Origin of the sequence: Rhodococcus sp. 24CO, from assembly GCF_050586165.1 — a bacterium.
GTDB lineage: Bacteria > Actinomycetota > Actinomycetes > Mycobacteriales > Mycobacteriaceae > Rhodococcus_F.
In genome coordinates this window covers 251,375-266,100 of record NZ_JAZFNF010000009.1, presented here as the reverse complement: position 1 = coordinate 266,100, position 14,726 = coordinate 251,375, and the positions used below count along the sequence as shown (strand labels likewise).

General features: G+C 63.8%; 10 protein-coding genes and 1 pseudogene. 5 read left to right on the top strand and 6 right to left on the bottom strand.

Features of this window, described 5'->3' with window-relative positions; all coding sequences use genetic code 11:
• Positions 1-21: 21 nt before the first annotated feature.
• Positions 22-1,005: pseudogene (locus V2B23_RS23600) on the top strand (DUF222 domain-containing protein); the annotation flags it as partial.
• 639 nt (positions 1,006-1,644) lie between these two features.
• Positions 1,645-2,691: an NAD(P)-dependent alcohol dehydrogenase gene (locus V2B23_RS23595; protein WP_430952611.1), complete on the top strand. Its 1,047-nt coding sequence runs from the start codon at positions 1,645-1,647 to the stop codon at positions 2,689-2,691.
• 78 nt (positions 2,692-2,769) lie between these two features.
• Here V2B23_RS23595 and gatB read toward each other — a convergent pair whose 3' ends face one another.
• The 4 genes from gatB to V2B23_RS23575 form a co-directional block, all read right to left on the bottom strand.
• A complete protein-coding gene (gene gatB / locus V2B23_RS23590) occupies positions 2,770-4,281 on the bottom strand; it encodes an Asp-tRNA(Asn)/Glu-tRNA(Gln) amidotransferase subunit GatB (protein WP_317821327.1) in 1,512 nt (503 codons plus the stop codon).
• A 25-nt stretch (positions 4,282-4,306) separates the two neighbouring features.
• A complete protein-coding gene (locus V2B23_RS23585) occupies positions 4,307-5,338 on the bottom strand; it encodes an ATP-dependent 6-phosphofructokinase (protein WP_033233152.1) in 1,032 nt (343 codons plus the stop codon).
• A gap of 107 nt (positions 5,339-5,445) precedes the next feature.
• Positions 5,446-6,108 carry a response regulator gene (locus V2B23_RS23580; protein WP_430952526.1) on the bottom strand — a complete coding sequence of 221 codons (663 nt, stop codon included), beginning with the start codon at positions 6,106-6,108 and terminating at the stop codon, positions 5,446-5,448.
• Positions 6,109-6,117: 9 nt separating this feature from the next.
• Positions 6,118-7,311, bottom strand: coding sequence for a sensor histidine kinase (locus V2B23_RS23575; RefSeq protein ID WP_430952610.1), 1,194 nt, complete (start codon positions 7,309-7,311; stop codon positions 6,118-6,120).
• A 167-nt stretch (positions 7,312-7,478) separates the two neighbouring features.
• On the opposite strand from V2B23_RS23575, the gene V2B23_RS23570 reads away from it, so the two are divergent.
• Genes V2B23_RS23570 through V2B23_RS23560 form a run of 3 tightly spaced genes read left to right on the top strand, consistent with a single transcriptional unit; the run spans position 7,479 to position 10,307 of the window.
• Positions 7,479-8,162, top strand: a complete 684-nt coding sequence (locus V2B23_RS23570; protein WP_430952525.1) for a hypothetical protein — start codon at positions 7,479-7,481, stop codon at positions 8,160-8,162.
• Positions 8,159-9,430 carry an alpha/beta-hydrolase family protein gene (locus tag V2B23_RS23565; RefSeq protein ID WP_430952524.1) on the top strand — a complete coding sequence of 424 codons (1,272 nt, stop codon included), beginning with the start codon at positions 8,159-8,161 and terminating at the stop codon, positions 9,428-9,430. The genes V2B23_RS23570 and V2B23_RS23565 overlap by 4 nt, the downstream gene beginning before the upstream one ends.
• A gap of 25 nt (positions 9,431-9,455) precedes the next feature.
• Positions 9,456-10,307 carry a spermidine synthase gene (locus tag V2B23_RS23560; RefSeq protein WP_430952523.1) on the top strand — a complete coding sequence of 284 codons (852 nt, stop codon included), beginning with the start codon at positions 9,456-9,458 and terminating at the stop codon, positions 10,305-10,307.
• A 3-nt stretch (positions 10,308-10,310) separates the two neighbouring features.
• Here V2B23_RS23560 and V2B23_RS23555 read toward each other — a convergent pair whose 3' ends face one another.
• Complete coding sequence (locus V2B23_RS23555; RefSeq protein ID WP_430952609.1) at positions 10,311-13,322, bottom strand: bifunctional [glutamine synthetase] adenylyltransferase/[glutamine synthetase]-adenylyl-L-tyrosine phosphorylase; 3,012 nt, start codon at positions 13,320-13,322, stop codon at positions 10,311-10,313.
• On the bottom strand, positions 13,322-14,662 hold the full coding sequence (locus tag V2B23_RS23550) for a glutamine synthetase family protein (protein ID WP_033233146.1): 1,341 nt from the start codon (positions 14,660-14,662) through the stop codon (positions 13,322-13,324). The genes V2B23_RS23555 and V2B23_RS23550 overlap by 1 nt, the downstream gene beginning before the upstream one ends.
• Positions 14,663-14,726: the final 64 nt, after the last annotated feature.

Below are 14,726 nucleotides of genomic sequence, written 5' to 3'. Positions count from 1 at the left end.
GATTTCGATTACGGTGGGAGGATGTTCGATTCAGGGGTGGGAAGTTTCGGTATCTCAGCGCAGCTGAGTGGTACCGAAACCGATTGCGCCCTCATCGATCTCATGAGTGAATTGCATTCATGTGAGGCGATGCTGGTCGAGCGGAAACTGGCGGTGGTGGCGGAGTTCTTCACTCGCCGTAGTGCCGAGCATGTCGACGGCGGTACGTGGACGTCGTCGGCGCACGAGTTGGCCGAATCCGAGATCGGCGCGGTCCTGACGATGGGGCGCGCTGCGGCGGGGAAGCTCATCGGGTTGGGTTTTGCTTTGAAGACGCGGTTGCATCGCACGCGGGCGGCGATGGCCCGCGGTGAACTCGATTTCTACCGTGTCGGTTTGATCGAGTCGGCTACCGCGAATGTCAGTGACGAGTTGATCGACGAAGTCGAACGCTTGCTGCTCGAGCAGGTTCTCGCCCCAGCAGTGGACGGCGGTATCGGGTTGACGGGCCGCCGATTGACTGCGGCGATCGACCGGATCGTGGCCCGCGTTGATCCGGAGGGGATGCGGGAGCGCCGACGCCGGGCCTTGGCGGATCGGTTTGTCGGGGTCAGTGCCGCCGAAGACGGTATGGCCCGCATCCTCGGCAGCATTCCGGCCGAACAAGCGCGTGCGTTCGACGGCAGGTTGCGGGAGTTGGCGATGTCGGTGTGCCGACACGATTCGCGTACGTATGAGCAGCGCCGCGCTGATGCGTTGGGCGCTTTGGTGAGTGGTTCGACGGTGCTGGTGTGCGACTGCGACCGCGGTGATTGCCCGCAGGACCGTGGTGTTCTGGTGATCATGCGCCGACCGTTGGTGCATGTGGTGATGCACGGATCCACCTTCGCCGGCAGTGATACTCCCGGCAGCGACGAGCCCGCTCATCTCGACGGGTACGGCGTGATCAGCGCCGAGCATGCCCGCGACATCGCAAAAGACGCCACGATAAAAGAAGTCCGCGTACCCGCAGACCCCGAGCCAACGCCTGAGCCTGCCTCGGCGATGGTGTACCGTCCTGGCGCAGCGCTCGATACGTGGCTGCGGGTCATCGCGGGAAGCTGCCAGTGGCCGCACTGTGATGTCCCGGCCTGGAATTGCGATCTCGACCACAACGTTCCGTTCAACCACACCGACCCCACGCAGGGCGGCAAGACTGTCGCGTCGAATCTGAGTGCGTTCTGCCGCAGCCATCACCGCCTCAAGCATTCCGGCACGTGGCGGCTCGATCCGAATCCGGATCGCAGCATCACCCTGACCTCGCAGACCGGCCACTGCTACCGCACCAGAGCTGCCGGACTACTCACCGGCCAACAGGAACCACCGCCACCGGAAGGAGGAACCCGGCGACGAACACGTTTGGAAAACAAAGCTGCCCGCATCCGAAGTGAACGCAAACACCGGCGCGTCAAGATTCAGTACCGGGCGGCGAAACACGCGGAACGAAAACGCGTGCCCCAAAAAAACCGTCGACTACGGCAACGACCCGCCCCCATTCTGAGCAGACTCACCGATCCCGTGACCGAACATGCACTGACGCGTATCCTTTTGTTAGCGGGGCTAATCACCACGCTGCCAGGATCGGTCGGCCAACCACGACAACGAAGTCGGGACAAAGGAGTCGGAATGAAGGCAATCCAGTACACGAGAATCGGCGCTGAACCCGAACTCACGGAGATTCCCAAACCCGAACCTGGTCCAGGTGAAGTGCTCCTGGAAGTGACTGCCGCCGGTGTCTGCCATTCGGACGACTTCATCATGAGCCTGCCCGAAGAGCAGTACACCTACGGCCTTCCTCTCACCCTCGGTCACGAAGGCGCCGGCCGGGTCGCAGCGGTTGGCGACGGCGTCGAAGGACTCGACATCGGAAGCAACGTCGTTGTCTATGGCCCCTGGGGCTGCGGAAACTGCTGGCACTGCTCACAGGGACTCGAGAACTACTGTTCTCGCGCAGAGGAGCTCGGCATTCGCCCTCCCGGACTGGGCGCCCCCGGCGCACTGGCGGAGTTCATGATCGTCGACTCCCCTCGCCACCTTGTGCCGATCGGTGACCTCGACCCGGTCAAGACAGTGCCGCTGACCGACGCCGGCTTGACGCCGTATCACGCGATCAAGCGGTCTCTGCCAAAACTTCGCGGAGGCTCGTACGCCGTTGTGATCGGAACCGGCGGTCTCGGCCACGTCGCCATTCAACTCCTCCGCCACCTCTCGGCGGCTACGGTGATCGCATTGGACGTGAGCGCGGACAAGCTCGAACTGGCAACCAAGGTGGGCGCTCACGAAGTTGTCCTGTCCGACAAGAACGCAGCCGAGAACGTCCGTAAGATCACCGGAAGTCAGGGCGCCGCACTGGTTCTCGACTTTGTCGGCTATCAGCCCACCATCGACACCGCGATGGCGGTTGCCGGCGTCGGATCCGACGTCACGATCGTCGGGATCGGCGACGGCCAGGCGCACGCCAAAGTCGGATTCTTCCAAAGTCCTTACGAGGCTTCGGTGACGGTTCCCTACTGGGGGGCCCGCAACGAGTTGATCGAATTGATCGACCTCGCACATGCCGGCATTTTCGACATCGAGGTCGAGACCTTCAGCCTCGACAACGGAGCGGAAGCCTATCGACGCTTGGCTGCGGGAACGCTCAACGGCCGCGCGGTAGTCGTCCCCGGCCTGTAAATATCTCTGTAAAACACTGATGCCCAGCCGAATTCGATTCGACTGGGCATCAGTGCTCGGTACTGAGTGTGCAAAAGACTAGCTGCACGCCTCCAGGACAAGTTCCTTGACCCGAGCCGCGTCAGCCTGGCCACGGGTGGCCTTCATGACGTCGCCGACGATCTTTCCGGCGGCCTGAACCTTGCCGCTGCGGATCTTGTCTGCGATATCGGGGTTGGCAGCAAGTGCCTCGTCGACAGCAGCCTTGAGCTTGGTCTCGTCACGCTCGACAACCAGTTCGGGATGCGCCGCCAGAACCTGCTCGGGATCACCCTCACCGTCGAGAACGTGGTCCACAACTTGACGCGCGACCTTGTTGTTGAGCTTGCCACTGTCGATGAGAGCAACAACCTGCGCGACCTGGGACGGCGTGATCGGCAGCGCGCCGAGTTCAACGCCGCGGGTGTTGGCCTGCTGGGACAGGTACGACAACCACCAGGACCGAGCGGCCTCTGGCGAAGCGCCGGCTTCGGTGGTGGCGATGACCAGGTCGATGGCACCGGCATTGACGAGGTCGCGCATGACCTCGTCGGAGATTCCCCAGTCCTTCTGGATCCGCGCGCGGCGGATCCAGGGCAACTCGGGCAAGGTGGCGCGCAGTTCTTCGACCCACTCGGCGCTGGGGGCAACGGGCTCGAGGTCGGGTTCCGGGAAGTAGCGGTAATCTTCCGCGGTTTCCTTGCGTCGACCGGCCGAGGTGGTGCCGTCGGCTTCCTGGAAGTGACGGGTCTCCTGGATGACCTCGATACCGGCGTCGAGCACTGCCGCCTGACGACGCATCTCGTAACGGACTGCGACCTCGACACTCTTGAGGGAGTTGACGTTCTTGGTCTCGGTGCGAGTACCCAGTTCGGTGGAACCGATCGGCATCAGCGAGATGTTGGCGTCGCAGCGCATCGAACCCTGGTCCATGCGGACGTCGGAGACGTCGAGGGACTTGAGCAGATCACGAAGCGCTGTTACGTACGCGCGAGCGACCTCGGGGGCGCGCTCGCCGGCACCATGGATGGTCTTGGTGACGATCTCCACCAAGGGAACACCCGCACGGTTGTAGTCGAGCAGCGAGTGGCTGGCACCGTGGATACGACCGGTAGCGCCACCCACGTGGAGGGACTTGCCGGTGTCCTCTTCCATGTGGGCGCGCTCGATCTCGACGCGCCACGTGGTGCCGTCGTCGAGGATCACGTCGAGGTAGCCCTCGGTTGCGATCGGCTCGTCGTACTGGGAGATCTGGTAGTTCTTGGGCTGATCCGGGTAGAAGTAGTTCTTGCGCGCGAATCGACCCCACGGTGTGATGGAGCAGTTGAGTGCAAGACCGATCCGGATCGCGGACTCGACAGCAGCAGCGTTCACCACGGGCAACGAACCGGGCAGGCCGAGGCACACCGGGCAGACCTGGGTATTGGGTTCGGCACCGAACTCGGTGGGGCACGGGCAGAACATCTTGGTAGCGGTGCCGAGTTCTACGTGCACCTCCATACCCATCACAGGCTCGTACTTGGTCAGCACTTCGTCGTAATCGAGGATGTCGGGCGCATCGACAGCAGTCATGCCGACTAGTTTATGCGCCGGACGCTCAGCCGAAGAATGCGGCTGCCTCCTCGTAACGCTCCTTGGGTACGGTCTTGAGCTTGCGGGTTGCCTCGGCGAGGGGAACCAGGTCGATGGACGTGCCGTGCAGGGCCACCATCTGTCCGAAATCACCGCGATGAGCTGCGTCGGTGGCGTGGACGCCGAAGCGGGTGGCCAGGATCCGGTCGTGCGGTGTCGGGGTGCCACCGCGCTGGATGTGACCGAGAACGGTTGTTCGGACTTCCTTGCCGATGCGGCGCTCGATTTCGTTGCCCAGCTGCTGCGCGACGCCGGTGAAGATCTTGTGTCCGAACTCGTCGATGCCGCCTTCACGCAAGGTCATGGAAGCGGGATCGGGCATCGCGCCTTCCGCAACAACGCAGATGAAGTGAGAATCACCACGCTGGAAACGCTTCTTGACCATGGCACACACTTCGTCGACGTCGAACGGCTGCTCCGGAACCAACGTCAGATGAGCACCGGACGCCAATCCGGCCTGCAGTGCGATCCAGCCGGCATGTCGACCCATGACCTCGACCAGCATGACGCGCTGGTGCGATTCCGCGGTGGTGTGGAGGCGGTCGATCGCGTCGGTGGCAACGGCCAGCGCTGTGTCGAAACCGAATGTGACGTCGGTGCAGTCGATGTCGTTGTCGATGGTCTTGGGCACTCCGATCACCGGAACACCACTCTCCGCGAGCCAACTGGCCGCAGTGAGTGTGCCTTCGCCGCCGATCGGGATCAGGACGTCGATTCCGTTGTCGTCGAGAGTTTGTTTGATCTGATCGAGTCCGGCCCGCAGTTTGTCGGGGTTGACGCGTGCGGTACCCAGAATGGTTCCGCCGCGCGTGAGGATGCGATTGATGCGGTCGTCCGCCGCGAGGGGAACCTTGCGGTCTTCGAGCAGACCACGCCAGCCGTCACGGAAACCGACGACGGTGCTGCCGTACCGCCCGTCCGACGTGCGAACCACCGCACGGATAACCGCGTTCAACCCTGGGCAATCGCCGCCACCTGTGAGGACTCCGATTCGCATTGTAAAAAGCACCTCTCAACAGTTGGGTGATTGCAGGATCTGGTGTCCATCTTCCCCCAGCACGCGCGGTGGCGCAGGATTGTCACTTTTCAGATCGCGCTCGGCAATCATCCCGGTGTGACAAGTCCACTTTCGTATGCCACGACAACCGCCTGCGCCCGATCACGCAGGTCCAGTTTCGAGAGAACCTTGCCGACGTGTGTCTTCACCGTCTGTTCTGCGACAAACAGGTGCTCTGCAATCTCGATGTTCGACAGCCCGCGCGCGATCAGTTCGAGCACTTCACGCTCGCGTGGGGTCAACATGTCGAGAGCGCTGGAGCGAACCCGCGTGGGTGTTCTCCTGCTGGTCACTTCCTCGATCAACCGACGTGTCACGGTCGGAGCCAACAGAGCATGTCCTTCGGCGACGACGCGCACCGCCCGAATCAGTTCCTCGGCCGGGGCGTCCTTGAGCATGAAACCACTTGCGCCGATCCGCAGAGCCTCGTAGACGTAGTCGTCGATGTCGAAAGTCGTCAGCATGAGAACCCGAACCGGTGGCTCCCCGCCCGTTGCCAGAATCTGGCGCGCCGCATCGAGGCCGTTCATCTCCGGCATCCGGACGTCCATCAACACGACGTCGGGGCGCAGACGCGCTACCTCGGCAACTGCAACCTTGCCGTCGGGGGCATCTCCGATGACGCTGATATCGGGTTGCGCAGCGAGCAGGGCTCCGAATCCCTGTCTGACCATTGCCTGATCGTCGGCGATGAATACTGTGATGGGCACTCCGACAGCCTAGGCGCCGACCGTCGGCAATACGGCGCGGACCTCGAACCCGCCGCCCGCTAGCAGTTGCGTGTCAACCATTCCGCCGACGGCTGACGCACGCTCGACCATCCCGCGGATTCCATTGCCACCGGCGGTATCCGAAGAAGTCGCGACACCGCCATCCGCCGGCGATCCGTTCACCACCCGAACCTGCGTGGACGTGGTGCCGAACTCGACGGACACTTCGATGCGGCCACCCGGGGCATGCCGGACGGCATTGGTGATCGATTCCTGCACGATGCGATACACCACAAGACCGGTGGATGCGGACACGCGGGTTCGATCACCATCCACGTTCCACACCAACGGAATTCCCGCCCGGGCGCTGCCCGCCAGTAACTCGTCGAGCTGCAGCGCTCCCGGTTGCGGTGCGACCTGGGTGGCTTCGGCGTCGCTGCGCAGTACACCCAACAATCCGCGAATCTCGTTGAGCGCGGCACGCCCCGTCTCACCGATCGAATCGAACTCGGCGCGGATCTCGGGCGTCACGTCGCCGAGTCGGTACGGCGCACTCTGCGCCTGCACCACCACCATCGACATGTGGTGGGCGACAATGTCGTGCAGTTCGCGGGCTATCCGGGCCTTCTCCTCCAACACGGTTCGGCGGGCACGTTCGACTTCATTGACTTCTTCCTGCTTTGCCAACGCACGCCGCGAAAGAACAAGCCACCGAATCAGAAAGCAGAAAACCACCAGCGCGGTCAGACCCACCGCCCACCCGGCACCGTCCTGGCCCGGAGTCTCGGCAAAGAACAACAGGACCGTCGAAATCCAGGCCACGCCTACCACCGGTACGGCTGCTGTCAGGCTGACCGCGGCAAGCAAAGCCATGATCACCATGATGTGAACAACCTGCCAGGGATACTCGTACCCGGGCACAAGATCGAATACGTGTGGAATCACCAACGCCGAAATCGCGGAAACAGCCCATCCCAGAGCGGGATTGATTCGGATCAGGACAAAGGGAAACGCGGCCAACGCGGCCACGAACGGCTGAATCGGCGGTGACACCGCATGTGTCAGGTGCAACGTCGGCCAGGCGACCGTAAAGAGAATCAACGTCACGACAATCACAGCTACGTTCGCGAACTGGTCACCGGTCAACCGCCGCGACGCGCGGGTCACACTCGCCTGCGCCACTTTCATCTTTCCTGCCTTCATCACCTGTCCAGCCTAGAAAGCGAACCCTCGAAAGTCGTCATACTGCAGAGTGAGAAACCCCTAACTCCGCAGTATCAGTGGCGGGGGGTTCCTCTCACCCGTGAGCGCAGACAAACCACTCTGCGGAGCGATGCTCAGGTGTACCCGCCGTTCATAGCGTCGACAGCATGCGGATCACACGAGCAACGACGCTGCCCCGGCGCAGCGCAACCCGGGCGACACAGCGCAGCGCAACCTGGGCAGCACTGAGTGTTGTCGCAGCGGCGACGGTCACCATCAGTGCCGCGCCCCACGACGCGCAAGCGGCAGCGCCGGAGAATCGCCTTGCAGCACAGGCCGTTGCAGCGGTCACCAGCTCTGTTGCCGCACCAAACGTGCCGCGTGACTTTGCCGCGTTCTCAGGCTACGAACCCACCATGCTCGACGGCTACCTCGCCAATCCGAACGGCGCCTGCTCGTCCCCCGTGCCTCTTCCCGACGAGTTCGACTCCGCCTGCAAGGCCCACGATCTTGGCTACGACCTACTCCGCTACGCACAGTTCCACGGCGACGAGCTCGGCCCATGGGCAAGGCAAGCGCTCGACGGCCAACTCGATCAGCGAATGCACGACGCCTGCGACACGAGAGAATCTGCGGCGTCGCGGTCCTACTGCTTTGCCATGGCCGACATCGCAACCACTGCCGTGAACGGGAATTCGTGGCGTCAGAACTACCTGACGCCAGTTCGGGAATCCGGGTTCGGATACGCCACCGCCGGCGTGCTCGGCCTGTCCGCACTCGGACTCACCCTCCTTCGGCCACGGCGACCTGCTCCGGCCGGCACCTACTCGCAGAAAGCCGTTGCAGCATGAGCGTTCTCGATACCGTCCACCCGTCTGCGCTCTCCCGGATCGCAGCGGTTCCGCTCCCCCGCATCTCGACAACGGTGGCCGCGACTTCGATGGCCGCAGTGTCTCTGGCGCCCGGCCTGTTGCCGAGAATCGCAGTGCTGCAGGGACTTTTCAGTGGTGTACTCATTGCGGTGGGAATCTTCGTTGCCTGGGCGCTGGCAACTGTATTGCGCAGGACTCGGTTGGGGCGGGTCGACACTCGATCGTGGCGCGCCTGCACTGCCATCGTTGCCGCCGCCGTTGTTTCGCTGTTCGCTACGTCTGCCAATGGCTGGCAGAATTCACTGCGGGTTGCGATGGGGGCGCCGCCCGTCGGAATTCGCTACTGGATCGAAGTCATCTGCATCACCGCACTGACCGCACTGCTCCTGACCACTACGGCATCCGGCGTCCGGAAAGTCCTGCACCGACTGGGTTTTGCCCGCACCATCGGTATCGCAGCGATCTGCGCCTTCGGACTTCAGCTGGCTTTCGGCAGCATCGCCACTGCGTCGGCGCAGTCAGCCGAAGGGCAGAAGTTCCTTGCCGCCGGAACGGATTCGGTGCGTGTCTATGCCGATCTCGACTCCGGACCGGACGCAGGAGCGCGCGCCGACCATGCGGTGGCCGAACTCGACCGCGTCGGCGGATTTGCTCGCAGCGCCGTGGTTGTGGCCGTCCCCACCGGTTCGGGGTGGATCGACACTCGGGCCGTCGACGGCATCGAGCAGCGATTCGGCAGCGACGTCGCGATCGTCGGTCAGCAGTACTCCGCCGCACCGAGTTGGGCTGCATTTCTGTTTCAACGCACCGATGCCGAGGAATCAGCGCGAGCGGTGCTGACCGCCGTCGCCACCCGCATCGCAGAACTTCCCGCCACCGAACGCCCCGACCTGTATCTCTACGGTCAGAGTCTTGGCGCCGTTGGCGGCAGCGCTGCCCTGGCGCAGGCCCTTCCGACGCCGTTGTGCGCCGTCCTCTGGGCCGGACCGCCCGCCGGCGCCACCCGAGTGGAGGGGACTACCGTTCTGGCCAACACGTCCGATCCTGTGGTGTGGTGGTCGCCGGCCCTCGCGACGACGCCCCCAGATCTGAGCCGCGCCGTCCAGGACGCCCCGATGCCGCAGTGGATTCCGGTAGTCAGTTTCCTTCAAACCAGCGTCGACATGCTCGCCTCCCTCGATGTCCCCGCGGGTCACGGTCATCGATACGGCACCGAGCAGGGCACGCAACTCGGGACCTGCCACTAGAACGTCAGCGCCTAGAGTGGGTGCAGTGGCCAAAGGAACGCGCAAGACCAAGACTCGCAGCACCACTCCCGATCGCCGAGACGACGGACCTGCCCCCGGTGTCTTCCCCATCGACACCGGCACGTGTGAACTTGTTCGTGATCAGTACTCGGACACGGGGTGGATTCTGCAGATCAACGGTGTTCCCAGTTCACACATCGACTTGGCCGACCCGAAGACCTTGGACTTCGAGTACATGCGGTGGATCGCCCACCTGGTCGATTCGGAACGCGATACCACAGAGCGCCTGCGTGTCCTCCACCTCGGCGGCGGCGCCTGTTCGATGGCTCGGTACTTCTCTGCGACGTACCCAGACGCCCGTCAGGTTGTTGTCGAAATCGACGGCGCATTAGCCGAATTGGTTCGCGACTGGTTCGATCTGCCGCGCGCACCCCTACTCCGCATCCGCGTCGGCGAGGCGCGCGCGGTCACCGAGACCCTCACCGATTCGACGCGGGACATCATCATCCGAGATGTCTTTGCGGGCAGCACAACTCCGGTTCCACTGACCACGGCGCAATTCACCACGCACGTACGACGCGTCCTCGCGCCGGGAGGAATCTACCTCGTCAACTGTGGCGACACCCCGGACCTGCAGGGAGCGCGCGCCGAAGCTGCAACCATCGGTGCGCAGTTCGAGCACCTGGCGATCATCGCCGATCCCGCCATGCTCAAGGGCAGGCGCTACGGAAACATGATCATCGCGGGTAGCGACGTTCCGATCGCGCAGTCGCCGGCCCTTGCCCGCGAACTCCTGGGCGGCGGAGTTCCCGCGCACGTGTGGGGCGACGCCGAGGTTCGCAAGTTTGCCGCCACAGCTTCCGTCCGTGAGGACTGAACGCTACTCTCCCCCGAACACCCGTTCCACCACCGCTTTTGCCCGTCGCGTGATGCGGAGATAGTTGTCGAGGAACTCCCCCGAGTCATCTCCGTATCCCGCAACCTGCGCCACGGCAGACAGGACGCGTCCCGGACCTGGCAGTTGATCGGTCGGCTTTCCGCGAACCAGCACAAGGCAATTGCGGGCCTTGGTCGCCGTGATCCACGCATCACGCAGCAACTCGACGTCGGATTCACTGAGCAACTCGGCTGCGCCGATCGCGTCCAGTGTTTCCAGCGTCGATGTGTTGTGCAACGACGCAATCTTGTCGGCGTGACGCAGCTGGATCAGCTGCACAGTCCACTCGATATCGGCCAGTCCGCCGCGACCCAGCTTGGTGTGTGTCGCAGGATCGGCTCCACGAGGGAGACGTTCGGAATCGACGCGCGCTTTGATTCGGCGAATCTCGCGAACCGCCGTTTCACTGACGCCACCCTCGGGGTAACGGGTCTTGTCGATCATGTGCAGGAACCGCAGTCCCAGATCGGGATCACCGGCTACCGGGTGGGCGCGAAGCAGTGCCTGAATCTCCCACGCCTGCGCCCATTTGGCGTAGTAGGCGTCGTACGATTCGAGGGTGCGGACCATGGGGCCGTTGCGTCCCTCGGGGCGCAGTCCCGTATCCACCTCGAGCGGCGGATCGGTGCTGGGCGCACCGAGGAGCTTGCGCACCTTGTCCGCAATACTGTTGGCCCACTTGACCGCAACGGTCTCGTCGACACCCTCGACGGGCTCACACACGAACAGAACGTCGGCGTCGGAGCCGTATCCCAGTTCGCCGCCGCCGAGTCGGCCCATACCGATGACGGAGAACGCGGCAGGCGCCGGCGTTCCCAGTTCAGACACACTCGCCCGGATCACGGCGGAGAGCGACGCGTTGAGCACCGCAGCCCACACCGACGACAGTGCCTTGCACACTGCGGGAACGTCGAGCATCCCCAGAATGTCGGCCGACGCGATGCGCGCCAACTCGTGGCGACGCAACGAACGTGCCGCCGCAACAGCGCGATTGGGGTCACTGTGCCGAGCCGAGGCGGTGAGAATTCCGCGCGAGACGTCCTCGGGTACCGGTTCGACCAGACGCGGGCCACTCGGCGAATCCGCATACAGGCGAATGACGTCGGGTGCCTTGATCAGCAGATCCGGCAGGTATGCGGAAGAGCCCAGCACCGTCATCAGACGTTCGGCGACGGCGGCCTCGTCGCGAAGCAACCGGAGGAACCAGGTCTGATCGACCAGTGCGTCGGACAAGCGGCGGTACGCCAACAGTCCGGCGTCGGGATCCGGTGTGTCGGCAAGACATTCGAGCAAAGTCGGCAAGAGCAGCGCCTGGATCCGACCCTTGCGGGACGCTCCCGCAGTCAAGGCCGTGAGGTGGCCGAGCGCATTCTCGGGGGCGGTGTATCCCAACGCCGCCAACTGGCGAACGGCAGCTTCCGGCCCCAGAGCCAATGATTCCTTGTCCATCCGCGCCACGGACTCGAGCAGCGGACGGTAGAACAGCTTGGCGTGCAACCGGCGGATTCGGTGGGAGTTCCGTTTGATCTCGGCGCGCAACACCCCGAGCGCGTCGAGGCGGCCATCGGGACGCATGTGCGCGGCGCGGGCCAGCCAGCGCAACGCCTCGTCGTCGTCCGGCGGCGGCAACGTGTGAGTGCGCTTGAGCTTCTGCAACTGAAGACGATGCTCGAGGAGGCGAAGGAACTCGTAGGACGCCGTGAGGTTCGCGGCGTCGTCTCGGCCGACGTAGCCACCGGCGGCCAGCGCCGTCAGCGCGTCGACCGTACTCTGCACGTGCAGAGTGTCATCGGCGCGGCCGTGCACCAATTGCAGGAGCTGGACGGCAAATTCGACGTCGCGCAAACTTCCGCGACCGAGTTTGAGCTCGCGCTCACGCATCTCGGGCGGAACCATTTCCTCGACGCGTCGGCGCATTGCCTGTACTTCGGGAACGAAGTCCTCACGTTCGGACGCCGTCCAGACCATCGGGCTCATGGCCTCGGCGTACTGACGGCCGAGTTCCATGTCACCCGTCATCGGGCGGGCCTTCAGTAGCGCCTGGAACTCCCACGTCTTGGCCCACCGCTTGTAGTACGCGATGTGGGAATCGAGTGAGCGCACCAGTTCGCCGCGCTTACCCTCGGGGCGGAGCGCAGCGTCCACTTCGAAGAACGCGGACGTGCCGATCCTCATCAATTCGCCCGCTACGCGTGACGCAGTGGCGTCGGCCGGTTCGGCAACAAACACGACGTCGACGTCGGACACGTAGTTCAGTTCGCGCGCACCGCATTTGCCCATCGCGATCACGGCAAGCCGGATGGGACACGTACCTTCGGGGCACACGGTGGCAATCGCAACCGACAGCGCCGCAGTCAGTGCCGCATCGGCCAGATCCGAGAGCTGATGCCCGATGGTCTGATACGGAACCACGGGTTCGTTTTCGACGGTGGCCGCCAAATCGCACGCGGCCAGCAACATCAGCTGATCCTTGTACGACTTCCGCAGCGCAACTACCGCGTCCGGACCGGTCATGGCAGCGCGGTACGTCTGCGAGCCTGGGGTTGCGCCCTCGTCCAACGTTGCGCCGACGGCGCCCAGCAGCGCCGTGGTGGCGGCAGCCTTGGAGGGCAGCGACGTGCCGTCGAGAATGCGCCAAGCGGATGGATCGGCAACGATGTGATCACCGAATGCCGCCGACGCTCCGATCAGCCCGAGCAGCCGCCCACGCAGGCTCTTGTCCTTACGCAGCGCGTCGTCGAGGTCACTCCATCCGGCGCCCAACGAATCCTTGATGCGCACCAACGTGCGCAACGCAAGATCGGCGTTGGCGGAACGTGAGAGGGACCACAGGAGTTCGATGCTCTCCGAGTCCACCCAGCCGAGTTGCCGAAGCTCGTCGGCTGCGGTGTTCTCGACCAACCCGAGCCGGCCCGGCCCGGGTACTACGGATCGTGTGGACGGCGGCTTGACCATCACAGGCCGAGGTAGGTCTTGAGCTCGAACGGCGTCACGTGGCTGCGGTATTCCTCCCATTCACGCCGCTTGTTCCGCAGGAAGAAGTCGAAAACGTGCTCGCCGAGAGCCTCGGCCACCAACTCCGACTTCTCCATCTCGCGCAGAGCACCGTCGAGGTTGCTCGGCAATTCCTTGTACCCCATGGCGCGACGCTCGGCGGAGGTCAACGACCACACGTCGTCCTCGGCCTCGGGAGGCAAGGTGTAGCCCTTCTCGATGCCGCGCAGACCGGCCGCGAGCAGCACTGCAAACGTCAGGTAGGGGTTGCACGCCGAGTCTGGGCTGCGGATCTCGACACGACGCGAGGACGCCTTGTTCGGCGTGTACATCGGGACGCGGATCAGCGCCGAGCGGTTGGACGGTCCCCACGACGCTGCCGTCGGAGCCTCGCCGCCGTGGACCAGGCGCTTGTAGGAGTTGACCCACTGGTTCGTGACAGCACTGATCTCGTTGGCGTGCTCGAGAATGCCGGCGATGAATGCCTTACCGGTCTCCGAGAGCTGCATCGGATCGTCCGGGTTGTGGAACGCGTTCGTGTCGCCCTCGAACAGACTCATGTGCGTGTGCATCGCCGAACCGGCCTGATCGCTGAACGGCTTGGGCATGAAACTCGCGCGCACGCCTTCGCCGATCGCAACCTCTTTGACGACGTACCGGAACGTCATGACGTTGTCGGCCATGGACAACGCGTCGGCGTAGCGGAGATCGATCTCCTGCTGCCCGGGAGCGGCCTCGTGATGGCTGAACTCGACCGAGATACCCATGGACTCGAGAGCGTCGATCGCGTGACGACGAAAGTTGGGAGCCGAATCGTGCACGGCCTGATCGAAGTAACCACCGGAATCGGCCGGGATCGGCGGAGTGCCGTCCAGCGGACCGTTCTCGAGGAGGAAGAACTCGATCTCGGGATGCACGTAGCAACTGAAGCCCAGGTCGCTGGCCTTGCTCAGCTGACGACGCAGCACGTGCCTGGGGTCGGCCCACGAGGGCGAACCGTCCGGGTTGGTGATATCGCAGAACATGCGAGCCGAATGCTGCGCGCCGTCCTTGTGCGCCCACGGCAGGATCTGGAAAGTCGACGCATCAGGGCGGGCAACGGTGTCCGCTTCGGACACTCGGGCGAACCCCTCGATGGCGGAACCGTCGAATCCGATTCCCTCCTCGAAGGCACCTTCGAGTTCCGCGGGGGCGATCGCCACCGATTTGAGGTAACCGAGAACGTCGGTGAACCACAAGCGGACGAACCGAATGTCGCGCTCTTCCAGGGTACGAAGCACGAATTCTTTTTGGCGATCCATGCACGCGAGAGTAAGCAAGCCACGTTAAATCTGTGTTACATCAGCGGCACGAGTTACCCGAGTG